We start from the raw sequence: 23,873 nt of genomic DNA on the forward strand, positions 1-23,873 counted from the left end.
CGCCACTTATAGCGCGGTCCCCGGCGGCTTGTCTTCGCTGGTGTTCGCCCGTGGGGTGCCCGTGATAACCTCGCATGGTGAGTTCGGCCTTGCCGGAGGTGCTGCGTGGGCTGCCGCGCTCGGACGACGGCGTGGTCGCTGCAGAAATGGCTGCCCTCGCGCCGCTGGGCGCGGCGCTTGGCCACGCGTTCACCCGGCCGGCGCTGTTGCGCGTGGCGCTGACCGTGGGTTCGTGGGCGAACGAGAACCGCGACGCGGGCTGGCCGAGCAACTCGTGCCTGGAATTCTTCGGCGACGCGGTGCTCGATCTCGTCGCCGCCGACACGCTCTGGCGGCGATTCCCACAGCTCGATGAGGGGCCGCTGACGCGACTTCGTGCATCGGTGGTGTCCGAGCGATCGCTGGCTCGGGCGGCGGCCGACATCGATCTGGGCCGGTGGCTGTTCTTGGGTCGCGGCGACGAGCAGCGCGGCGCCCGGACGCGCTCTGGAACCCTGGCCGACGCGCTCGAGGCGGTGCTGGGCGCGGTGTTTCTGGACGCGCGCGAAGCCGGAGCCGATCCCACGCTCGCCGCGGCGGCGGTGTTCGAGCAGCTGTTCGGCGAACGGCTGCGCAACCTCGCGCCCGAGGACGGGGTCGACCCCAAGTCGCGCCTCCAACAGCTGATCCAGGCCGAGCGCAAGCAGACGCCGGTCTACGTCCCGGTTGGCGACCCACCGCCGCCCGAGACTCCGCACTGGCGCGCGCGCGTGGAGCTGCGCGATGAAGCGGGCGGAGAGGTCGAGGTGCTCGGCGAAGGCGAGGGGCGAAGCTTGCGGATCGCGGAGCGCAACGCCGCGCTCAATGCTCTGCGGGCGCGCGAGTAGGGCCGAGCTCGCGCAGCTCAGGGCCCGATCGTGGTCTGCAGCCACACGCCGACCTGCTGGATCGTGAGCAGCCCGCCGACCTTGGTCAGATCAGGCTCGCCATCCTCGCGCAGCTCGAGGCCAGCGAGCTCCATGATCAGGCGCGGCAACAACACCCCGGCCAGGGCCTCGGCGCGATCCGCTGCCCCGACCGCCGCGAGCTTGGATCGCACAGTCTCGCCAACGCTGGCGACCAAGCGCCCGTTGTCGTCGACCAGGTTGTCGGCGGCCCAGCGCAGATCCGCCGGACCGAGCGGTCGCAGGCCCCCCGCGGTGCTCGAGCCTGGCAGCTGCGCGCACACGATCGCGGTGCGCACGAGGTCGCCAAGGTGGAGGCGATCGGGCTCATCGACGCGGGTGATCCACACGGGGTCGATCGCCAGGCCCTGATCCGCGAACGCCAGCTGGGCCAGCGCGCCCGCCTCACCGACCAGCGCGGTCGCTTGGGCGAGGTCGGCCAAGTTGCGCAGCGGCCGACTCTTGGCCTTGCCGTCGACGGGGAGCTCTGGGTACCAGGGCGACAGAGTGGCCAGCGCGGGTCCCCACGGTCGATCGAGCAGCGAGCCCACGGTCGCCAGCGACACCCGGCCGTCGCGATGCAGCGCGAGCGCGGCCTTGCGCAGCTTGGCGAGCGGTGAGTAGCCAAACCGAAACAGCTTGCGGAGCCCGACGGTGGCGATGCGTGCGGCGATGAAGCCCTCGGGATCGGACTGGGGCTCGGCAGCCAGCAGCAGCTCACAGGCGAGGTTGAGGGTCGCCTGGGCTTGCGCGACGGCCCGCTCTTGCAGGGACTCGTCGCCGGGCTCGAACCGCTGCGCGGCCATCAGCTCGTTGGCGAGCAACAAGAACTCGCGCAGGCGCAGGTCGTACTCGTCATCGTCGAGCCGCTGCATGACCCGACGCAGCAGGTCCCGCGCGACGCCCAAGCTCGCGGGGGGCAGGGAGTCGCGGGGCTTGCCGAGCCGCTGCGGTTGCTCGGGGATGTGCGCGGCGGCGGCCTGCTCGTCGTCCCGGCGCCCGCTCACCGCGTCGCGAGCGAGCGGCGTGAACAGCCGCATGGCCTCGTCCCACTCCGGGAATCCGAGGTCGGCGAGCCGGCCCTTGCGCCAGCGCAGCAGCTCTTCTTCGACCTCGGAGTGGACGCTCCACTTGATCGCGCTGATCAGCTTGCGGCCCTCCGTGAGGCTGTCGTCGTAGACCGCGAACAACACCCGCAAGGTCATGTTGCCCAGCTCGTTGTCGGGCACGCCCACGACGTAGTGCCCGTCGGGTGTCTCCCAGGTGCGCAGCGAGGCCATGTCCTCGAGCACTTGCTGGCGATGCTCGTCGTTGTCTGGCTCGTCGAGATCCGCGATCGCGGTCGCGGGCGCGTTGGCCAAGATCCACATCTCTGGATCCGTGTCGTAGATCAGATCCGACAGCCGGCCGCGCTCGACCGCGGCGTCGCGGTAGGCGTTCACGATCCGGTCGAGCCACTCGCGGGCGCGGGCGATCGCCAGACGATCGCGCTCCCACGCGTCGAGATCGAACAGCCCCGTGATCTGCTCCGCGCTCGCGTGGGGCAACAACAGATCGAGGCGATGTTCGTCACGCAGCTTGCGGGCGACCGTCACGAAGCTCTGCACGGGCAAGGCTCGGACCACTTGCTCGGCGTCGTCGCGGCCTTCGAGGCTCATCGGCTCGTCGACGACGAGCTGCGCCTGCTCGTGCGCGAAGCCTGGGCGCTCGGTCTCGCGGATCTCGGGGGTGCTCACGCGCGAGAGGATAAGGGTTCCTTTTGACCCCCACACCCACCTTGGACCTCGCCGACTGCAGCCGGCGAAGGGTCAAGGTGGATGTGGGGGTCTGATGTGTGGGGGTCTTGAGGAAGACCGGGGTGCTAGAATAGCCCCTGTGTTGGACGTTGATGCGCCGCCGCACAGTCCTGAGATCGCCGGGGCGCTTGGCGTCGTGCGCGGCGCTCTCCGCGAGGCGTTTGGATCGGGTGGTGGGGGGCGTCGGCTGTTGGTCGGGTGCTCGGGGGGGCGGGACTCGGTGGCTGCGCTTGGGCTACTGATGCTGCTGCGACGCAGCGAAGGGCTGGAGCTGACGGTTGGGCACGTCGACCACGGGCTGCGGCCCGAGTCCGCGGCCGAGGGGGACTTCGTCGCCGGGCTCGCCGCGCAGCTGGGGCTCGTGTGCTTGCGTACGCGCGTCGAGCTCGAGCCTGGGGTAGGGGTGCCTGAGCGCGCTCGCGTCGCCCGCCGCTTGGCGCTGGAGCAGCAAGCGGCGCGCTGTGGGGCACAGGCGATCGTGTTGGGCCACACCGCGACCGATCAGGCGGAGACCATGTTGATGCACCTGACGCGGGGGGCGGGGCTCGAGGGGCTGGCGGCGATGGCCGCTCACGAAGGCCCGTGGCTGCGTCCGCTGTTGGGGTTGAGCCGCGCCCAGACCAAGCAGCTGTGCGCGCAGCTTGGCCTGGGCTTCGTCGACGATCCGACCAACGCCGACACGCGAGCCCTGCGGGTGTGGCTGCGAGAGCTGGTGCTCCCGCGTCTGCGCGAGCAAAATCCTCAGGTCGAGTTCGCGCTGCTGGGGCTCGCGCGCCAGGCCGAGGACGCCGAGCTTGCCCTGGTCGAGTGGGCCAGCGCCGAGGTCGAGCGACGGTCCGTGGACGGCGGGTGGGATCTCGGGCAGTTCCACACGCTGCCGCGGGCGGTGAGGACGCGTGCCCTGCGACGTGTGTGTGAGCTCAGCGGGGTCGATCTCACGGGGCTCCGGCGGCGCGTCATCGAGGCCATGGATATCGCGTCGGTGGCCGTGTCTCGTTCCCTCGCTGGGGGGCCTGGGACCCCAAGTCCGGCTCCCAGGGGCTGGGACTTGCGGCCGGGCTGTCGGATCGAGATCGGGAAAAAAGGCGTTCATGCCTCGCAGCGCGGGACAGAACGGGGTACCGCGAACCATTGACCCCTCCCGGGCCGAGGGCTATCCTGGCCTGAACGGTCAGTCGGACGGTTCAGGCCGCGGCAGACTGTCATTTCCGCAGCTTCGGAGGCCTCCGGCAGGTCTGGGCACTAGTGCGCTATGACGCACCTGCGGACCGCGAGCACCCGCGACGGACACTCGGAAGCAACCGACGTGAAGCAGCAGACCAAGACTCTCCTCGTTTGGCTCGGCCTGATCGTGGCCGTGCTGTTGTTGGCCAACTTGTTCAACAACAGCAACAAGGCAAACCCGATCACCTACACGGAATTTCGGGCCCAGGTCGAAGCCGACGAGCTCAACGCCGCCAAGACCTCGACCTCGGTCGAGCTCGAGGTCCACCCCAGCCACGTCAACATCACCTACGAGCGCGATGACGCCGAGGTCAAGGTCGTGGCGCCCGCCACCGACGAGCTCTACACGCTGCTCGAGACCCACGGGGTCCAGTACAAGGTCGAGCCCGAAGATGACGGCGTGTTCTTCCAGATCGCCATGATGTGGCTGCCGGTGCTGCTGATCGTCGCCGTGATGATCATGTTCATGCGCCAGATGCAGGCCGGCGGCGGCAAGGCGATGAGCTTTGGCAAGTCCAAGGCCCGGCTGCTCAACGAGCACCAACAAAAGGTCACCTTCAAGGACGTCGCCGGCATCGAAGAAGCCCGCGAGGAGGTCGAAGAGATCATCGACTTCCTGCGCGACACCCGAAAATACATGCGGGTCGGCGGTCGGATCCCCAAGGGCGTGCTGCTGATGGGCCCGCCCGGCACCGGCAAGACCCTGCTCGCGCGGGCGATCGCCGGCGAGGCTGGGGTCGCGTTCTTCTCGATCTCGGGCTCGGACTTCGTCGAGATGTTCGTCGGCGTCGGGGCCAGCCGGGTGCGTGACCTGTTCGAGCAGGGCAAGAAAAACGCGCCTTGCATCATCTTCATCGACGAGATCGACGCGGTCGGTCGCCACCGCGGCGCCGGGCTCGGCGGCGGTCACGACGAGCGCGAGCAGACCCTCAACCAGCTGCTCGTGGAAATGGACGGCTTCGAGGGCAACGACGGCGTGATCCTGGTGGCGGCGACCAACCGGCCAGATGTGCTGGACCCGGCCCTGCTGCGACCGGGCCGCTTCGATCGTCGGATCGTCGTGGGGTTGCCCGATGTCCGCGGCCGCGAGGCGATCCTCTCGGTCCACACCCGCAAGGTCCCGCTTGGCGATGACGTCGAGCTCAACTCGATCGCCCGCGGCACCCCGGGCTTCTCAGGCGCGGATCTCGAGAACCTGGTCAACGAGGCGGCCTTGTTCGCGGCCCGCTGCAACCGCGATCGGGTCCTGCACGGCGACTTCGACCACGCCCGCGACAAGGTCATGATGGGGGCGGAGCGCAAGAGCGCCTACGTCTCGCACGCGGAGCGGAAGATCACCGCCTGGCACGAGGCCGGACACACCTTGGTCGCGGCGCTGTTGCCCGCCGGCACCGTCGATCCGATCCACAAGGTCACGATCATCCCGCGGGGTCGGGCGCTCGGCGTGACCCACTTCCTGCCCGAGCAGGACAAGCTCTCCTACGATCAGAACAACGCGACGGGGATCATCGCCGTCAGCCTTGGCGGCCGGATCGCTGAAGAGATCGAGTTCAACGGGCTCAAGAGCACCGGGGCCGGGAACGACCTGTCCAAGTCGTCCGAGATCGCCCGCAAGATGGTCTGTGAGTGGGGCATGAGCGATCGGCTTGGCCCGATCACCTTCGGCCGCGAAGACTCCGAGCCGTTCCTGGGCCGCGACATCCAGCGACCGCAGAACTACTCCGAGGCGACCGCGCGCGCGATCGACGACGAAGTGCACCGGATCGTCACGGATCAGTACAAGCGCGCCCGCAAGCTGCTCGAGGACAACTACGCGGCGCTCGCCCGGATCGCCAACGCGCTGATCGAGCGCGAAGTCCTCGACGCCAACGAGGTCGCCGAGCTGATCGCCGATCGGCCGCTCGGTCCGTTCGAGAAGCGTCGGCCGTTGACCTCGCGCGTCGACGAAGGTCGCGAGGCCACCGGTGAGCCACGGGCCGAGCCCGCGCGCCCGACTGGGTTTCCGGTCCCCGATCCTGGCTGAGCCCGCTTCGTAGAAGCCCTCGCCCGAGCTGAAAACAGTTCGCTGCCCGCGGTGAACCAGTCGACGAGGGCGTCCGCAAGCAGGCGAGAAGCCCTCGCCCGAGCTGAAAACAGTTCGCCCGAGCTGAAACAGTTCGCTGCCCGCGGTGAACCAGTCGACGAGGGCGTCCGCAAGCGGGCGAGAAGCCCTCGCCCGAGCTGAAAACAGTTCGCCCGAGCTGATAACAGTTCACTCGGCCAGAACGGTCTCGAGCACGGCGCCGAGCTCCGGGTCGTTCTTCGTGATCTCGCCCTCGCGCTTCCAGCGAATGTTGCCCTGGCGATCGATCAGGAACGAGGTTGGGTAGCCGCGCAGCTCGAGGGCGACTTGGGACTTGCTCTCGAAGTCGAGCCAGATCGGAAACGGCAGATCGTGGCGGGCGACCATGGTCCGGACCGCGGCGAGCTTGCTGCGTACGTCGGTGTTGAGCCCGATGACCGTGAACTGCCTGTGCTGCAGGCTCTCGTGCATGCGCGCGAGCTCGGGCAGCTCGCGGACGCAAGGGTCGCACCAGGTCGCCCACACGTTGAGCAGCACGACGTGGCCCTTTAGATCTGCGAGGCTGACGTCGTCGCCCGCGAGGTTCTTGGTCTCGAACGTGGGTGCAGGCTCGAGCTTGGCGGCTTCATCCTGGCTGGGTTGGGACTTGCAGCCGCTCCCCGCCATCAAGCTCGAGGTCAACACGACCACTCCCAACCGGGAGCGCCATCGTCGTTGGCCGAGCGACATGCTCGAGGACTCGCTGGATTGTTCGCTGGTCACCGCGCGCTTCGATCTACCTCGCGCGTGGTTCACCGTCCACCGCACACCGCCGCGTGCGGGACGGGTCCACGCCCGGGCTCAGGCGGCGGCGGCCAGGCCCAAGCCGTAGTTGGTCGCATAGTCGCTCAGCTGCTCGCGCAGCAGCTTGCGGGCCCGGTGCAGACGGCTCATCACGGTGCCGAGCGGGCAGCCGATCTCGTCGGCTGCCTCTTTGTAGGCGAGACCTTGGACATCGACGAGGTCGACGACCTGGCGGTACTGGGCCGGGAGCTCGGACAGGGCCTCGAGCACCTCGTCCGAGAAGTGGTTGCTGTGCCAGCTGCCCTCGGGCGCCGCGGCCTCGTCGAGGCGGTTGGCGTCGTAGAGGTGGGTCAGGATGTCGGGGCGAACGGCGGTGGTGTCCACGACCCGCTGGTGGCGGTGGCGGGAGATGAAGGTGTTGACCAGGATCCGCGAGAGCCAAGCGCCAACGCTGCCGGACTGCTCGAATCGATGCCAGTTCGCCCATGCCTTGCTCAGCGCTTCTTGGACCAGATCCTGAGACTCGGCGGGCTGGTGGGTCAGCCGCATGCCGATCCGAAACAGGCGGGGGAGGTGGGGATTGGTCAGGGCGACGAACTCGTTGGCGGTAGCGGCGGTCATGCAGGGCTGAAATGCATGTCGCCAGCCACTCGATAAAACATAATAATTTCAATGTATTTACGAGATCTTTGGGAACCCGCACCGACCATCGCTACATAAAGTCGCAAGCATGTACGGTTTTCGAGCGTGGCGCTGGCGATGCCTCGCTGCCAAGCGTGGTCACCAAAAATTCAGACAGCTGTGCCACCGGGTGAGCAGGCGAGGAGCTGGCACCCGGCCTGAAACCCGTCAGACCATGGTAGTTTTCGAGCCCTTCGAGGGCCAAGCCTTGCCATGAAAGCCCGACTACCCGCGCTGATCATCGCGTCGTTGCCCCTGGCCTCGGAAGCTGCGGCCACCGAGCCACCTGACGGGCGCTACCCGGTGTGGCCGACGGAGATCGATCGCATCGCCCAGCCCCTGCGGGATCCGACGATCACGAGCGAGAGCGCCAGGATCGCGGCGCTGGCGGAGCTCGAGGACTACGCGACGGAGGTCATCTTGCCCGACCTCGAGCTGGCGCTCACCGATCCCTCGCCGGAAATTCGCAAGCTCGCGCTGCAGCTGTGCGCGACACGACACTTGCTCGCGTGTGTCGATGAAGCCGAGCAGATGTGGGAGGAGGGCGAGGGCAGCGTGCGGCTGCTGGCGCTGCAGCTGCTCAGTCGAGATCCCACGCCCGCCCACCTCGATCTCGTCTACGACGCGATGCGGGATCCAAACGATCTGATCCGCGAACAGGCGATCATGTTGTTGGTCGACGCGCCGCTGGGGCCCGAGCGCGCCGTCGAGGCCCGGCGAGAGCTGGTCGCCCAGCTCGGCGACATCTCGGCCCGCGTGCGTCGAACCGCGGCGCGCAGCCTTGGGCGCATGGGGCCAGGGGAGGGGGCGCTGGCCCTGGTCCGGCTGCTCGACGACATCGACGCGGACGTCGCGACCGCCGCGGCCGTCAGCCTTGGCCAGATGGCCGACGCGAGGACGGCCCCATCGCTGCGGCGCGCGCTCGACAACCCCGCCAACCCGGTGTTTGGGTCAGCGGCCGTGACCGCGCTCGCCCGCTTGCCCGGTCGCGAGATCGATCTTCAGCTGCTCGATCTGCTCGACGCGCCCCCGCGAAACGTTCGGCGCCCGGACGTCGCCAAGGCGATCGGTGGCCGACCTGATCCCGACCCCGAGCTGATCGCGGGCCTCGTCGATCGCATGCGGGACCCCGAGCTGCGCGAGCCTGCGAGCCAGGCGTTGCTGTGGCTGGGTGATCGTGCCGTCGCGCAGCTCGCCGCGGCGACCGAGCGCGGGCTCGAGCCTGACATCGCGCTGGAGGTCCAGCGCCTGCTCGCGGCTCGCCGTCTCGAGCCAACCCCGCGCTTGGCCGACGGCGGTGACAGCCTCGACGTCGAGTCCGCCCCGCTCGAGCTGCCGGCGATCGACGATCGCGAGGCATGGTTCGAGCGGCTCGGCGATCCCGAGGCCGTGCTGTTCGGCGCGGCGCTGGCCGAGGCCGCGCCAGCGTGGATGGCTGGCGCGCTGGCGTGGCACCTGGATCGGGCGGCGGCCGCCGATCAAGTCCGGCCCTGGCTCACGGCGTTGGCGCTGGCCCCCGAGCCGATCCTCGACGACGCCGCCAGCACCGTGATCTGGGGTCGCGTCGCCAGCTGGGCCCACGATCCCGGCAACAGCGGTGAGTCGCGCTGCATGTCGACGCTGGCGCTCGGTCGCGCAGCGGGGACCCGCCACGCCGATCAGGTTCGCGCGGAGCTGCGCCAGCTCGCGGCTGCGCACCTCGCCGACGTCCGCGCTTGCGCTGCGTTGGCGCTCGCGCGATTTGGCGAAGATCCCCTGTTCGAAGCGCTGTTCGCTGATCCATCCCCGCGGGTCCGAGCTTCGACCGCGCTGGCGCTGCGGATCATCCGCCGTCCAGCGGCGCCGGTCCGGGCACGGCTCTCTCTGCAGGCGGATCGCGACTCGGAGATGCGCGCTCGAACCAGCGCCGCGCTGAGCCTGCAGTCGCGCGATCCAGACGCGCGCTTCGTGCTGGTGCGCGCGCGGCCCAGCAGCGCGCTTGGCTTGGCGGGCGCCGATCACTGGGAGCGCTTCAGCTTCGGCAAGCTCGAGGTCGACGTGCCCTTGTTCGGGACCGGCCGGGGCTGGGCGATCGTGCCGCTCTCTGGGGCTGTCCCGGCCGTGATCGACACGGGCGCCGTGCTGATCCCCGTGAGCGGCTACGGGCCTCACGACTACTATCACCTGTGAACTATCTGATGTGATCAGGGGTGAATGGCCCGCGGCCGTTCACCGAAGCGCGAGCATGACGGCGGCGGCGACCAAGCCAACCGCGAGCAGCCCGATCACCGTCCACAGCGCGCCGCGGCTGCGCTCTGGTTCCGCCACCATGACCGGCGAGATCGCAGGTACCCGGGGGTTATTGGCCTCTTCGGCCAGGGCGCGGGCTTCGAACAGCGGCCGAAGGCCAGGCAGGTCGACGGCGAGGGTCTGGCCACCGTTGCTCTGAACTTCGATCGAGTCGACGCTGCGCAGCTTCCCCATTGGGATCAGTCGCTCGAGCTGCGCGAGGTCATAGGGGCCGTGGCGTTTGCCGTGCCGCAGGATCACGAAGTCCGCCGGGCCGCGACTGAGCGGCGCCATCATGCTGCCGTCGGGGGCAGGCATCATGATCGAGACCGAGTGCGACTTCTTGAAGATCGACGACTGATGCGGCCCGGGGGCCACGATCACCGGCGTTGGCGGAGCGCTGACGGGCGGTGTTGGCGGGGCCGGAGGCGGCGCGCTGGCGCCAAGCGACTGGGCGCGGCCGCCCCCGCGGGCCGAATTGTCGGCGTTGTAGCCCGGCAGCGACATGGCCTCGGCCGTGCTCGGGCCGGGCCCAACGGGCGGCGCTGGCCCAACGGGCGGCGCTGGCCCAGCTGGCGCGGGCATGGGAAAATTGCGACCAAATGCCGGCCCCGTGGGCTGCGGATCCGAGCCCGGCTGCCCCGTCGCCTGCCACGACGATGAGCTCTGGCGCGGCGGCGAGACGGCGATTGGTGGTGGCGCGCTGGGTGGGACTGGTCGGTTCCACGCCCCGGAACCCGGCGCCGAGCCAGGCGCGCCTTGGATCGATTGGTGGTGCCACGCGCCCGAGCCCGGCGTTGGCGCGCCAACGTTCCACGCGCCCGATCCCTGATTGGGGCCAGCGTCCTGCGCGGCCCAAGGTGGAGGGGCGGGCGGCGGTGGACGCCACGCGTGGGCACGGACCGCGGGATAGCGCGGATCGGCGTGGTCACCGTGATGGACGGGCTCGAGCACCGCCGCGGGTTCGGTTGGATCTTCGCCGAGCCCAACCGCCGCCTGCAGCCGACGCGAGAACATGAGGATGTCTTGCGGCCGCTCCTCGGGATCCGGCCGGCTCGCGACCTCGAGGATCCGCTGCAGTCGAACCGGCAGCCCAAAGCGATCGAGCAGCATGTCCGACTCGAGCGGTTGGCCGGTCAGGATCTCCAGCACCAGCGCTGCGCACCCGAGCACGTCGGTCTCGACCCGGGGCTCGTCGGGCGGCGCCGACATCTCGGGGCCGGCCTGCGGCAGGTATCCCGCCTCGGCGAATCGATCGAAGCCGGGCGCGAAGGGCAGCAGCGAGCCCTCGCCAGTGCCCGACAGCAGCGCCTGCGGCATGCCCCCCGTTGGGTACATGAACACGTTGTCAGCGGTGACGTAGCCGTGCGGGAACTTCTCGTGGAGCACCGCGAGCGCCTCGCAGATCTGCACGGTGATCGCCACGGCGTTGAGGGGATCGAGGGCGTGGCCGGCTTGCCAGACTTCGTGCAGCCACTGCCGCAAGGTTGGGCAGCCAGGATCTGGGCGCACGATGAACAGGGTCTCGAAGCCCTCTTCGCCAAGCGGCAGCCGCACGCACCCATAGGTGGGCAGCAGGTTCGGGTGGCTGACCTCGCCAGCTTGGACGACCCGATAGCTGAGCAGGTCGTGCAGCTCTCGCTGCATGGCGACGTCGGGCACCAAGGTGGTGAGCAACAACAGGCTCTTGCCCTGGCGCGCACGAAAGCGCTGGCCATGGGGGACCTCACCTAGATCCTCGAGCACGACGATCGGTGTCCCTGGCTGTTCACCGGGGATCCGCAGGTCTTCAGGATCGATGATGGCGCCCGGGGCGAGCACGCGGCGCCATCATATGCCACTTCGGCAGCTCACGCGATTTTCGATTGGGTCTCTCGGGCTGAACCTCCGACGTCGCGGACGGTCGCAGGCCTGACCCCTGGGCGACTACGACCGGTCGTCGCGTTGCGTGCGGATTCCGCTGAGCAGCGACTGCGCTGACTCACGCGTGATCGGGGCCGTCTCGGGGGCAGCGATCACGGCTTCGAGCCACGGCTCGACTCGTTCGCGGATATGCGGGGTCGTCGCGCGCATGGCCCCCAGGGCCTGCATCGTCTTCATGCCGAAGCGCTCGGTTGGGAGCAGCAGGTCCTCCCGGTCATTTTCGCCGTCGGGGCAGGCATGCACAGTCACGCGCTCGCAAACGACCTCGCGCTGCTCGGGGCTGAGACCATCGTAGGCGTGCATGAGCGCGAGGTTGGACCGCTCGTCGGCGAGCACGCCCAGCGAGTGCACGATCGCGCACTTGGTCGCGATCGGGGCCGCGGGCAGTCGCTGCTCGAGGAGATCGGCGGCCTCGCGTCCCTTGCCGCTGTCGCGATGCTGGGACAGGGCCCAGGCCGCCAGCCGTTGGATGGTCTCGTCCGGGTGGTAGAGCGCGCGGTCGAGGACCGGCAGCGACTCGGCGACCTGCAGGTATCCGAGGCCCCAGATCAGGCGCGGGTCGATCGCCTCACCGCTGTCGAGCTCGGCCGCGAGCTCGGCTTGGACCTCGTCGGCGATCGCTTGGTGCTGCAGTCGGGCGAGCGCGATCAGAGCTTCGTGGCGAACCGGGGGGGCGCCGTTGCGAACCCGCTCGATCAGGGCGGGCACGCGGTTGATGTTCATGACTTCGTTTTGCTTGTGGCGCCCGATCGCCCACGCCGCCCACGCCTCGACCTCGGGGTCACCGTCGAGCAGCGCCTCTTCGAGAATTGGTAGTACTTCCGGGCGGATACGCTGCGAAAGTTCGAGTATCGCTTGTTGCTGTTCGGCGGTCGTGGAGGCGTTGCTGCGCAGCACGTGGGCGTGCTCGCCGATGTCCTTCCACCAGTTGTCGAAGCCGCGGTTGACCAGGTTGAACAGGCCGTAGGTCAGACCCGCGCACACGATGACCACGACCGGGAAGCTGACCGAGCCGCGCTTCAACGAGGCCGCCATCTCGTCAACATCTTCGTTCTTGCCCGCGAAGCGGCCGGTCTTGCCCTGCAAGCTGCGCCGGAACGAGCCCTTGAACAGCATCTCGTCGAGCCACATCGCGTCGGCCACGCCCGCGAGCAACATGCTCCCGTAATAGAAGAGGAACAGCAGGTCGGGGTTGCCCCCGCCAGCGCGCAGGGTCGAGGACACGTAGAAGGCTGCGAACAGACCGATGAGGTTTGTCGAGACGACCGCCAGCCACAGCATCACGCCTGTGCGTCGGGGGTCGTTTCGGCCATATGCTCCGGGTGCCTTCGCGGCCATGGCGTGATTCATACCGCGACCTGACCACGAGCGGCGGCATCGGTTCCAGGTCGCGCAAAACAGCGGCTGGCGGCGGCTGCGTCGCGCCAGCGGGCGGCGCGACGCTCCGACCCGCGGAGATCTTGGATTTTTTGCTGTGCGGGCCGGGGTTGCCTAGGTTGCGAAGCGGTGACCGCACAAGCCGCCCTCCGCATCACCGGCGCCCCGGCCAAGGTCGCGGGATCGCCTCGCGCCTCGCAGACCCGCGGGCGGACCGGTGCGCGTCGGAGCCAACGCCGGACCGAGGCTGATCCAGGTCCCAGCCGCGAGCCCGAGCCTGAACCCGAGCCCGAGCTGACGCCGCAACAGCGGCGGCGTCGGGGCTGGTGGGCCGTGTTGGCGGGCGCCGAGTCGATCACGATGCTCGCCGCGGGCGTGGCGACGGCGGCGGTGCTCGCGGGTGCCTGGGAGAGCAGCCAGACCAGCGATCGAACCGTGCCGGGGCTGTTGCTCGCGGGCGACGAGATCGGCGGGCTCGGCCGCGAGGAGATCGAAGCGATCGCAGCCGCGGCAGGCGAGCGGTCGCTCGATCGCAGCATGACCTTGGCGGCTGGATCGGTCACGACCACGACGACGGCGCGGGCGCTCGGGGCGGTCCCCGATCCTGCGGCGGTCGTGGATCAGGCGCTGGACTATGGACACAGCGGCGATCTGATCGCCGACCTCCGCGCGCGGGCCCGCGCGCGGGCGGGCGCGGCCGATCTGCGGATCGGCATGCGCTTCGACGCCCGCGACGCGCTCGCCGAGCTGCTCGAGCTCGCACCAGCCGTCGACACGATGTCGGTGCCCACGCGCTTGGACCTCGAGGCACGCAAGGTCCTGCCAGCCGCGCGCGGCACCGCGCTGTTGCCCTACGACTCACTGTCGAGCGTGGCGATCGGCTTGGCCTCCGGGCTCGATCACATCGAGCTCGCGGTCGCCCACAAACCTCCGGTCGCCGATCCGCTCGCGGCCAAGCTCGCCGACGTGGGCCTCGACGGTCTCGACGTCGGCGTCGTGCTCGGCACCTTCTCCACGCCCTACTCGATGGAGGCGAGCTCGGCCGATCGCACCTTCAACCTGAAGGTTGGCGCGGCGGCGCTCGATGGCCACGTGCTGATGCCCGGCGAGCGGTTCTCGTTCAACGAAGTCGTGGGTGAGCGCAGCGCCGAGAACGGCTACCGGTGGGCGCCGGGCATCTCGGGCGGGCAGATCGTCGACTCGGTCGGTGGCGGGATCTGTCAGATCGCGAGCACGGTGTTTGGCGCTGGCTTCTTCGCCGGACTCGAGGTCGTGCACGCGCGGCCGCACAGTCGGCCGAGCGGCTACGTCGACATGGGCCTCGACGCGACGGTCGTGTGGGACACCATCGACCTGGTCTTGCGCAACCCCTTCGAGTTCCCGGTCGTGATCCACATGACGGTCAGCCAAGGCCAGGTCCACGGCGAGATCCTGGGTCCGCAGCGGCCCCACCAGGTCGCGTTCGAGCGCTCGCTGGTCGAGGCCAAGCCGTACGAGACCGTGTACCGCAGCGACCCGCGCCTGCGCACGGGCGCCGAAGTGGTGGCCCAGCGAGGCATGCGTGGCTTCAAGATCGAGCGGGTCCGCAAGCTCTATCGCGGCGGCGCGGTCGAGACTGAGGAGAGCTGGGAGCTCGAGTATCCGGCGACCCGCGAGATCATTCGGGTCGGGACCGATCCAAACGGCGAGGTGCCCGAGCAGTCGAGCCTGCCGCCGTTGCGGGACCCCGCGGCCTCCATGCGAATCATGCAGTGAGTCGCGGCGCTTCGAGCTGTTTTCAGCTCGGGCGAGGGCTTCTCGCCCGCTTGCGGACACCTTCCTAGATCGGTTCACCGAGGGCAGCGAACTGATCTCGGCACGCTGCCAAGGGCGCGTCCTTCTGTGCGCTCGCGGGGCCGGCCCCAAGATCCATCCGACCGCTTTCGCCGGTTTTTCGTGCTTGGTCCCGAAATGTCATAGGCCGATAGGAGATCTCTCGGGGCTCGTAGAGGGCCCCATGAAACGATGAGGAGCGACGACATGCGTGAAATGCACAAATGGAAGGACAAGGTCGAGCTGTCGCTCGACAACCGCCAGATCTTCTTCCTGTTCTTTGGCCTGTCCGTGATCGGGTGCTTCGTGTTCGCCCTCGGGGTCATGACCGGCCGTCGGATCCAGTGGGAGCCGGGCCAAGAGGTCGCCGCGATCGGCGGGCAGGACTCGCTCGCGCTGCTCGAGGAAGAAGAGACGCCCGAGGACGAGCGCTTCGCGTTCCAGCGCGGGCTCTCCGAGTCCGACGCGGAGGCGATCCCTCCGACGCGCGATCCTGCGGTGCCCCCGCGTGACGAGACCGAGGTCCGGGCCGAGCGAGCCGAGGCCGCAGACCAAGCCAGCGCCACCGCTGCTGCCACGGCCCGCGCCGAGCAGCGCAGGGCCGAGAGCGACGAGGTCGACGCCAAGATCGCCGAGCAACAGCAGGCCTTGGCACACGCGACCCCCGAGGCGGCTCAGCCCAAGGACGCCAGCGCCAGCGCGAGCACCAGCGCAGAGCCCGAGGGGCCGCGCCGCTTTACCCTGCAGATGAAGGCGTTCTCCCGGCAAGAAGACGCCGACAAGCTCGCCGCGACGCTGCGCCACAACGGACACGAAGTGCGGATCGAGAGCCACGACGTGCGGGGTCGCAGCTGGCACCGCGTCCGGCTTGGGGCCTTCGACACGTGGGATGAGGCGCTCGAGGCCAAGCAGGCGTTCGAGAAGGCCGAGAAGGTCATCGCCTACGTCGTCAGCCTGTAGGCGCGGAAAAAACAACTGGTGAGACGGGCCCTACGGGGCCCGTTGGCTTTTAAGCTACAACGCGGGCGCCGTGCCGGCCCCACACAACAGCGCAGATAGCCCGGTGATGCGGCAGTTCCTCGCGATCAAGGGCCGCTATCCCGACGCCATCGTGATGTTCCGAATGGGGGACTTCTACGAGATGTTCTTCGAGGACGCGGTGACGGTGGGTCCGGTGCTCGACATCGTCGTCACCAGCCGCGACAAGAACGCCGAAGATCCGGTGCCGATGGCGGGCGTGCCCTACCACGCGATCGGTGGGTACCTGCGGACCTTGGTCGAGCGTGGCTTCAAGGTTGCGATCGTCGAGCAGATGGAGTCGCCCGAGGAGGCGCGCAAGCGCAAGGGGCCAAACATCGTCCGGCGCGAGGTGGTTCGGGTGGTCACGCCAGGGGCGCTGCTCGACGAAGAGCACCTGCGCGGCGGCGAGCCGAACTACTTGGTGTCGCTGATCCCGGGCCCGCGCGGCGCCAGTCTGCTCGATGATGACAGCGCCCCGCCAGCTGCGGCGAAGACCAAGACCAAGACCAAGGCCGCTGCGGAGCCGCTCGCGGTCGCGCTGGCGGCCCTCGACATCTCGTCGAGCGAGTTCGTGGTGATGGGCTGCAAACGCCTCGACGATCTGCGGGCCGAGCTCGCGCGCCTGAGCCCCCGCGAGATCTTGGCGCCGCCGGCCACCCACGCGTGGTTGCGGGCCGAGCTTGGACCCGACTGTCCACCGCTCGCGACCCGCGAATCGCTCGACGGCGCCGTCGAGCCACGCAGGTTGATCGCGCGGGTGCGGCATCTGTATGAAGAAGGGGGGACCGGGCTCGCGCTGACCGAGATCGAGGCCGACGCGGCCGCGACGGCGCTGTCCTACGCCGAGGCCACCCAGCCCGGCCAGACCCTGTTGCTGCACCGGCTGCGCCGGCACGAGCCCAGCCGTCACCTGATCCTCGACGAGACCTCGCTGCGCAACCTCGAGATCTACAGGACCGCGCGCGATGGCCAGCGTCGCGGCTCGCTGGTGTGGGCCTGCGATCGAACCCAGACCTCCATGGGCGCGCGACTGCTGCGGGCGTGGATCGGCGCGCCGCTGCTGGACATCGGGGCGATCGTGGCGCGGCAGCAAGGGATCGCCGCGCTGCTCGGCGAGTCGCGGCTGCGCGCCGAGCTGCAGTCGCGCCTCAAAGACGTGCGCGACGTGGTCCGGCTGGCTGCGCGCGCGCGCTTGGGGACGATCAGCCCGCGCGAGCTGGGGGCCCTGCGCGCGAGCCTGCAGGCGGTCCCGAGCTTGGCGACGCTGCTCGCGGAGCTGGGCTCGCGCCGGACGGACAAGCTGCTGCCGGCGATCCTCGAGCTCGGCGAAGATCGCTTGGCGGACGTGTGCGCCCAGCTCGAGACCACCCTCGTCGACGATCCGCCCTCGGTCGTGCGGGACGGCGGGATGATCCGGTCGAGCGCGGATCCTGTGTTGGCCGAGCAGCGCGAGCTGGCCGCGGGCGGCCGGGATGCGCTCGCGGCGATCGAGGCGCGCGAGCGCGAGTCGACCGGCATCACCAGCCTCAAGGTCAAGCACAACAACGTGTTCGGCTACTTCCTCGAGGTGCCGCGGGCCCACATCAAGAAGGTCCCCAGCGGCTGGGTGCGCAAGCAGACCCTGGTCAACGCCGAGCGCTACGTCACCGAGGAGCTCGCCGGGCTCGAGGCCAAGGTGTTGGGGGCGCAGAGCATCGCGCTCGAGCGCGAGCTCGAGCTGTTCACGGCGCTGCGCCGATCCGTCAGCGAGGCCGGCGAGCGGCTGGTGACGCTCGGCGACGCGCTGGCGAGCTTGGACGTGCTCGCAGGCTTCGCCGAGGTCGCCGAGGCCCACGACTATGTTCGGCCCGAGCTGGTCGCGGCGGCCGAGCTCGAGATCTGTGAGGGCCGGCACCCGGTGGTCGAGCGGATGCTCGGGGCCGGGCGCTTCGTGCCGAATGACACCCAGCTGGTCGCCGGAGCGGCCGCCGAGGGCACACCGGATGGCGCGGGCCCCAGCGCGCGCCTGTGGGTGATCACCGGGCCCAACATGGGTGGCAAGAGCACGGTGATGCGCCAGGTCGCCCTGATCACGATCCTCGCGCACGTCGGCAGCTACGTGCCCGCCAAGTCCGCCCGGATCGGGCTGGTCGATCGCGTGTTCACCCGGGTCGGCGCCGCCGACGACCTCGGCCGGGGCGACAGCACGTTCATGGTCGAGATGCGGGAGACGGCGCAGATCGTGGCCCAGGCGAGCCCCCGCTCGTTGGTCCTGCTCGACGAGATCGGCCGGGGCACGGCGACCTTTGACGGGCTCGCGCTCGCGTGGGCGATCACCGAGCACCTCCACGATCAGGTTGGGTGCCGCGCGATGTTTGCGACCCACTACCATGAGCTGTGCGGCCTCGAGTCCCGGCTCGCCGGGGTCCGCAACGTCCACGTCGCCGTCCATGAGCACCGCGGTGAGATCGTGTTCTTGCACCGGGTGGAGTCGGGTCCCGCGGGTCGCAGCTATGGCATCCAGGTCGGTCGTCTGGCGGGGCTGCCGGCTCGGTTGCTGCGCCGGGCCCAGCGGATCCTGGACCGCCTCGAAGCGCAAGAGCGTGCTGCCCCCAGCGCCCAACTAGATCTCTTCGCTCCACGTGCGGCGCAGACGAGTGAGCCAGACGAAGATCGAGGCCCAGCAGGTGACCCGCGCTCGCTCGCGGCCGCTGACGTGCTCGCGGAGATCGAGGACTGCGATCCCGATCGGCTCACACCCCGTGACGCCCACGCGCTGCTCTATCGACTGTGCGATCGCATGCGCGGCCCCGAGTGACGAGGTCGCCTGGGTGCCGAGCTCCGCCGCGCGGCACCCGTGGTTTGGCGCAACCGCCCGCGGCAATTGAAAAAAACATATCTGGACCATCCGTTAGGCGTGTTAGATTGCCGCCGCGACCCGGAGAGACAAATGCGAAAGTTCCCCTTAATTACGACCACGTTCGTTGGACTCGCGCTGACCCTGAGCTTCGCTGCTTGTGACGGCGGCGATGATGGAAGCGACACGCAGGCGGACGCGACCACTGGTGACGGCGACGGCGACGGCGACACTGGCGATGGCGATACCAGTGGTGATGGCGACGGCGACCCGACGGGGGGCGAGTGCTTCCCGCAGCCGGCGATCTGCGAGCAGTTCGTCCGCTGCATCGGTGCGTTGGTCCCCGGCCAAGCAGAGACCGTCGAGGCGCAATACGGCGCGGAGGGTTCGTGCTGGTGCGGCACCAGTGAAGCGGCCCAGAAGTGCTACGACACCTGCGGCGCGGAAGTGGAGAAGGCCCTGGCCTCCAATCCCACGGAGAGCCAGTGTCACGAGAATGTCTGCCCGATCGAGGATCTCAACCCCGACGAGCCCTACGGACCGATCGTGGACGGAAGCTGTTCGGACTACATCGGCCCGCAGGGTGATCCGATCGCCCAGACGCCATTCAGCAGCCCGCTGGGTATCCCGGGTGGGTTCTGTGCGCCGGCTTGTTCTGGGCTCGCGGACTACTGCCCCGGTCACAAGCAGACTTCGGCCCAGGGCACCTGCTACCTCGTCGGCCAGGACGACAACTTCTGCGTCGCTCGCTGCTACGTGAACTCGGAGTTCCTTGGCGGTCACCAGTGCCAGTGCGGCGCGACCTGCCAGCCGCAGGGTAGCCCCGACGGCGAAGGCCAAATGCGCGGCCTGTGCACGTTCGAGTGAGCTACCCAGTGAGCTACCCAGTGAGCTAGGACGCTCCGCTCGCGGGCGTCTCAGCGAAGACCTTCGGGTCAACTGACGGAGCGTGACGCACCGCGTCCAGCAGCGCCGACCCCAACTCAGGAGGGGCCGGCGCTGTCTCGTGTTGGGCCTTTCGGCCCGTCGTATTAGAATCGTGCTGGCATGACCCGCACCCGCACTTGCTCCGCCGCCGCGCTCTTGCTGAGCGCCCTCGCGGGGTGTGGGCCGGCGCCCGAGCCCGAGCCCGAGCCCGAGCCGATCCCCGTCACCGAGCTCAGGCCGGGGATCGTGCTGCGCGGTGGCGACTATGCAGACTTCGACGATCACTTGGTCGAGCTGATCGTCCACGAGGGGCACGTCTACGTCGCCAACAGCAGCCTTGGCGTCGCCGCGATGCGGCTCGAAGACGACGGCGGCGTGACGCTGACCGACGCGGGCTCGTTGCCGTCGACCCTGCGGCGTTGCACGTCGGTGGCGGTGCACGCCAAGTCGGACACGCTCTACTGCGGATCCGACTCACCCATGGGCACGGACGGTCCAGTGGTCGAGGTCTACGACATCTCGACCCCCGGGGTGGTGACCTGGCGCGGCGCCTTTGACCTCGAGAAGGTCGCGATTCGCGATCTGGCGGTCGTGGGTGATCAGCTGTTGATCCAGCAATTCGACGATGGCATCTGGACCGCCCAGATCGGCTCTGAAGGCCTGCTCTCGCAGTTGAGCGACACGGGGATCGTTGGCAACGCGCGGGTCAGCGTGGGTGTCGGCGGCGAAGTTGTCACCTTGTTTGCGGATCCAGACGGGCACGGTGCGCAGCTGCGTCTGCTCGATCCCACCACGTGGACCGAGCTCGATCGGCTTGCGCTCACCGGACCCGCGCTGGGCCTCAGCGCTGACGCCGAAGGCGGAGCTCGGGTCGCCGTGGGTCTGGGCTCGGGCGGGATGGCGCTGGTCAGCGTAGAGGATCACGCGCTCACGCTCGAGCACACGCTCGAGCCACCCGCGGTCGTCACCACCGGCTTGCTCGCGGGCGACCTGGCGATCGCCGTGACGCTCAGCGGGGTGTTCGCGTGGGACTTCGCGGCGGCCTCGTCCGACGGCGAGCCGCGACTGTTCGGGTTTGGGCCCGCGGCCATGTTGGGTCACGAGCGGGCTGGCAACATGCTCCACGGCGTCCTCCACGAGGGCGAGGTGCTGACCTCGGATTGGCTGTGGGTGGAGCGGTGGGCGCTCGATCCGGCCGGCGACGTGCTCGAGCTCGACGTGCCGCGTGGCGTCTACGTGCAGCCCGAGGGCCCGGTCCGCTGGCGGATGCGCAACCCCGGTCCGATCGCGCTGCGGGCCGAGCTCTGGTTCGATCGGCGGCCCGTGTGGAGCGGCGAGCTCGAGGCTTGGGAAGTCATCGACGTCGACATCCCCGTCGAGCTGCGCGCGCGGGTCCTCGCGGACGACGAGCCCAACACCCGCCTGATCGTGCGCGTCTACGATCCCAAGGTGCCGAGCGTGGGGGAGCCCGTGTCCAGCACCGTGCTGGTCATCGCGCAGCGCGAGGTCGACGATCCGATGCCGCCCGCGACCGGCGACGTGTTTCCGACCCTGACCCTGGCCAACGTCGACCACGAGATCTACACGATGCCAACTCCAGAGGGCAGCCAGACCATCTGGTTTTGGCCCGACTGCGCGCTGATGTGGCCGCAGCTCGAGGACCTGGCGTGGCTCGGCCGCGAAGGCTGGGACCTTGGCCGTGGCGAGCCGATCATGCTGGGTTCCTTCGATCCCAAGCAAGACGGCTTCGCCAACCGCTGGGCGCTCGACGGCGCGAGCTTCGGCCTGTGGGGCGTGGCCGCGCCCGAGCTCGGCGACGCCAACGACTTCATCGACGACGAGGACATCTACATGCCCTTCTTCATCCCCACGATGCCCGGCGACGCGATGCCGACGGACTACGTGATGGACGGGCAGGGCGTGATCTTGTCGATCGAGCGAATGTACCGCGGGCCTTGGACGCTGGCGGTTCCGTGGCCCTGGACCGCCGATGCCTCGCCGTAAACGACGCTACTGGTTGATGAAGACCGAGCCGGACGTGTACTCGATCGACGATCTCGAGCGCGCGGGGCAAGGTGAGTGGGAGGGCGTCCGCAGCTACCAGGCTCGCAACTTCATGCGCGACGACATGGCCGTCGGCGATCTGGTCTTGTTTTATCACTCCAACGCGAAGCCGCCGGGTGTCGCGGGCGTCGCCAGGATCGCTGCGGAGGCGTACCCCGATCATCACGCCTTCGACCCCGACTCCAACTACTACGACCCGAAGAGCGATCCCGACGATCCGCGTTGGTGGATGGTTGACGTGGCCTTCGTCGAGAAGCTGCCCGAGCTGGTCAGCCTCGATACGCTCAAAGCCGAGGCCAATGGGCCGCTGGCGGGCATGTTGGTGGTCCGCCGGGGCCAGCGGCTGTCAATTCAGCCCGTCGACAAAGCTCACTTCGCTCGGGTCTTGCAACTGGGCCAGGCAAACACCCGGGTCCGCTGAGTGTGGTACGTTCCGGCCCCGGAGCCAGGCATGAAGCGTTCGATCTGTGCAACTCTCGTCCTCTTGGTAGGTGTCAGCGTTCAAACCGGCTGCGAACGCGGCGGTAACACGCAGGCCCCTGATGTCGGCAACGAAGAAACGCTCGTGGGTGCCCGCGAGTCGTATGACACCGAGGACGAGGAGTCGGCCCTCAACGAGAGCTACGGCGCCCGTCCCGAGCTTCCGCCGGTCCAAAAGCCCGTCGAAAAGTGCACCGGCAAGGGCAAGGCCCGCGAGTGCAGCATGGTCGACCCCCAGCCCGAGGTCACCGCGGCCCGGGGCGCGCGCGCGATCATCGGTCGGTTCCGCTGGGGCATGGACATCAAGACGGTCATGGCGCAGCTCGAGAAGGACATCGAGGACGAGTACGCCGAGCTGCAGGCCAAGACCAAGGACCCGATGCAGCAGGACAAGAACCGCGAGTGGAAGCGCGAGGCGATCGGTGAGATCACCAAGAACCACGTGCGCTTCGAGACCGCCGCCCACCATCGCTGGGGCGTCTCGCTGATCGGTCACGAGTTCAAGGACAACGACAACGAAGAGATGATCTGGATCAAGTCGCCAACCCTGAAGAAGTTCTACTTCTTCAAGGGCGGTGACCTCTACAAGATCGTCTACGCCTACGGCACCCAGGCGTGGCCAGGCCTGACCTACCAGCAGATCCTGGACGAGAAGTTCAAGACTTGGTTCGGCTCCAGCCCAGAAGCCAAGGCGGAGTTCGACGAGGAAACCCAGATCAAGCTGATCGACTACGTGCAGTGGAACACGACTGACGGCGATCGCGTCCGCGCGTTCGACATGACCGCCGTGCACGGCGCGTTCGTGGTCTCGATTGTTCAGGGCGAGTCCGAGGACGAATACGGCGCGCGATTGCCAACCGGCCTCGAGAGCAGCGACTTCACCGATGACGTCTCCGACGTGCTTGGTGGCAGCGACATCTGCTACGACGCCGAGGGCAACATGATCGAGGACCCGGAGAAGTGCAAAAAGATCCGCGGCGACCTCGACATTTAGGTTAGACCCCCACATCCGCTTTCGCACTTCGCGGTCACTCGCTTCGCTCGCTCCCAACGGGCTAGCTGTATGCGGGGGCATGTGTGGCCCCCTAGGAGGGGGCTCCTTCTGGGCGTTGGTGCTCGGGAGTTTCCGGTCCCCGACTGCGTGGCGGTTGGCTCTGGATGGATGGGTTGGCTGCGCTGACCGGTGGGCGCTTCCGTCCGCGTGGAGGGTTGGCTGCGCTGACCGGTGGGCGCTTTCGTCTGCGTGGCGACTTGGCTGCGCTGACGGGTGGGCGCTTTCGTCTGCGTGGCGACTTGGCTGCGCCACACAGTGGGGGCGCTTCCTCTCGAGTCGGCTAGCGCCAGCCGTCTCGGTGGGCGGCGCGCTCGAGTAGCGCGGCGCCAAGGGTGACGGTGACGACGGCCAGGATGCCGAGGGCCAGGGCTGGCCAGGGGCCTGCGCCCGGCGCCAGGAGCTCGAGGGTCAAGAGCGCGGCGAAGGTGCACAGGCCCACGCCAAGCGCGACCATGCCCCGGAACCTCAGCTCGGCGGGGGGCAGCAATTCGAAGCGTCGGTACCAGAGGTGGCGGCGCAGCTGGGCTTGGGCGAACTCGGTGTCGAACGCGAGGGCGCTGCCGATCAACAGGACGAACACCAGCGCCAAGACGATGAGGGCGCTCGTATTGTCAGCCAGAATTCCAAGCATGGGAGGATCGGG

17 protein-coding genes are annotated in these 23,873 nt (G+C 68.8%); 11 read left to right on the forward strand and 6 right to left on the reverse strand.

What is annotated here, in order from left to right; all coding sequences use genetic code 11:
* The first annotated feature begins 77 nt into the window (after positions 1-77).
* Positions 78-866, forward strand: coding sequence for a ribonuclease III family protein (locus tag DB30_RS11115; protein ID WP_205632960.1), 789 nt, complete (start codon positions 78-80; stop codon positions 864-866).
* 17 nt (positions 867-883) lie between these two features.
* Here the strand turns inward: DB30_RS11115 and DB30_RS11120 are convergent, their stop codons facing one another.
* Positions 884-2,659, reverse strand: coding sequence for a DUF6178 family protein (locus DB30_RS11120; protein ID WP_052548376.1), 1,776 nt, complete (start codon positions 2,657-2,659; stop codon positions 884-886).
* A 139-nt stretch (positions 2,660-2,798) separates the two neighbouring features.
* Between DB30_RS11120 and tilS the strand changes: the two genes are divergently transcribed.
* Complete coding sequence (gene tilS / locus DB30_RS11125; RefSeq protein WP_165703705.1) at positions 2,799-3,854, forward strand: tRNA lysidine(34) synthetase TilS; 1,056 nt, start codon at positions 2,799-2,801, stop codon at positions 3,852-3,854.
* 171 nt (positions 3,855-4,025) lie between these two features.
* The gene (gene ftsH / locus DB30_RS11130; RefSeq protein WP_052548402.1) at positions 4,026-5,966 is read left to right on the forward strand and encodes an ATP-dependent zinc metalloprotease FtsH; all 1,941 of its coding nucleotides are present in this window, start codon (positions 4,026-4,028) and stop codon (positions 5,964-5,966) included.
* Between the two features lie 228 nt (positions 5,967-6,194).
* On the opposite strand, the gene DB30_RS11135 is transcribed toward ftsH, so the two are convergent.
* Both DB30_RS11135 and DB30_RS11140 read right to left on the reverse strand, forming a co-directional pair.
* Positions 6,195-6,689 (reverse strand): TlpA family protein disulfide reductase, encoded by a 495-nt coding sequence (locus tag DB30_RS11135; RefSeq protein ID WP_165703706.1) that lies wholly within the window; start codon positions 6,687-6,689, stop codon positions 6,195-6,197.
* A gap of 156 nt (positions 6,690-6,845) precedes the next feature.
* Positions 6,846-7,409: a sigma-70 family RNA polymerase sigma factor gene (locus DB30_RS11140; RefSeq protein WP_052548380.1), complete on the reverse strand. Its 564-nt coding sequence runs from the start codon at positions 7,407-7,409 to the stop codon at positions 6,846-6,848.
* Positions 7,410-7,682: 273 nt separating this feature from the next.
* Here DB30_RS11140 and DB30_RS11145 point away from each other — a divergent pair, with 273 nt between their 5' ends.
* Entirely contained in the window at positions 7,683-9,638 is a 1,956-nt protein-coding gene (locus DB30_RS11145) for a HEAT repeat domain-containing protein (protein WP_052548381.1), read from the forward strand.
* Positions 9,639-9,677: 39 nt separating this feature from the next.
* Here DB30_RS11145 and DB30_RS11150 read toward each other — a convergent pair whose 3' ends face one another.
* The gene (locus DB30_RS11150; protein ID WP_052548382.1) at positions 9,678-11,558 is read right to left on the reverse strand and encodes a hypothetical protein; all 1,881 of its coding nucleotides are present in this window, start codon (positions 11,556-11,558) and stop codon (positions 9,678-9,680) included.
* A 105-nt stretch (positions 11,559-11,663) separates the two neighbouring features.
* The gene (locus DB30_RS11155) at positions 11,664-12,998 is read right to left on the reverse strand and encodes a HEAT repeat domain-containing protein (protein ID WP_165703707.1); all 1,335 of its coding nucleotides are present in this window, start codon (positions 12,996-12,998) and stop codon (positions 11,664-11,666) included.
* A 168-nt stretch (positions 12,999-13,166) separates the two neighbouring features.
* Between DB30_RS11155 and DB30_RS11160 the strand changes: the two genes are divergently transcribed.
* The 7 genes from DB30_RS11160 (at position 13,167) to DB30_RS11190 (ending at position 23,170) form a co-directional block, all read left to right on the forward strand.
* On the forward strand, positions 13,167-14,792 hold the full coding sequence (locus tag DB30_RS11160; RefSeq protein ID WP_052548384.1) for a VanW family protein: 1,626 nt from the start codon (positions 13,167-13,169) through the stop codon (positions 14,790-14,792).
* A 264-nt stretch (positions 14,793-15,056) separates the two neighbouring features.
* Positions 15,057-15,809 (forward strand): SPOR domain-containing protein, encoded by a 753-nt coding sequence (locus DB30_RS11165; protein WP_146658504.1) that lies wholly within the window; start codon positions 15,057-15,059, stop codon positions 15,807-15,809.
* A gap of 70 nt (positions 15,810-15,879) precedes the next feature.
* Positions 15,880-18,666 (forward strand): DNA mismatch repair protein MutS, encoded by a 2,787-nt coding sequence (mutS, locus tag DB30_RS11170; protein WP_146658505.1) that lies wholly within the window; start codon positions 15,880-15,882, stop codon positions 18,664-18,666.
* A 132-nt stretch (positions 18,667-18,798) separates the two neighbouring features.
* Positions 18,799-19,572 (forward strand): hypothetical protein, encoded by a 774-nt coding sequence (locus DB30_RS11175; RefSeq protein ID WP_052548387.1) that lies wholly within the window; start codon positions 18,799-18,801, stop codon positions 19,570-19,572.
* A 180-nt stretch (positions 19,573-19,752) separates the two neighbouring features.
* Positions 19,753-21,636: a hypothetical protein gene (locus tag DB30_RS11180; RefSeq protein WP_052548388.1), complete on the forward strand. Its 1,884-nt coding sequence runs from the start codon at positions 19,753-19,755 to the stop codon at positions 21,634-21,636.
* A complete protein-coding gene (locus DB30_RS11185; RefSeq protein ID WP_052548389.1) occupies positions 21,623-22,117 on the forward strand; it encodes an EVE domain-containing protein in 495 nt (164 codons plus the stop codon). The genes DB30_RS11180 and DB30_RS11185 overlap by 14 nt, the downstream gene beginning before the upstream one ends.
* Positions 22,118-22,261: 144 nt before the next feature.
* The gene (locus tag DB30_RS11190; RefSeq protein WP_146658506.1) at positions 22,262-23,170 is read left to right on the forward strand and encodes a hypothetical protein; all 909 of its coding nucleotides are present in this window, start codon (positions 22,262-22,264) and stop codon (positions 23,168-23,170) included.
* A gap of 340 nt (positions 23,171-23,510) precedes the next feature.
* On the opposite strand, the gene DB30_RS11195 is transcribed toward DB30_RS11190, so the two are convergent.
* A complete protein-coding gene (locus tag DB30_RS11195) occupies positions 23,511-23,861 on the reverse strand; it encodes a hypothetical protein (protein ID WP_052548391.1) in 351 nt (116 codons plus the stop codon).
* Positions 23,862-23,873 lie beyond the last annotated feature (12 nt).

The sequence above is a fragment of the Enhygromyxa salina genome (assembly GCF_000737335.2).
Lineage (GTDB): Bacteria > Myxococcota_A > Polyangia > Nannocystales > Nannocystaceae > Plesiocystis > Plesiocystis salina_C.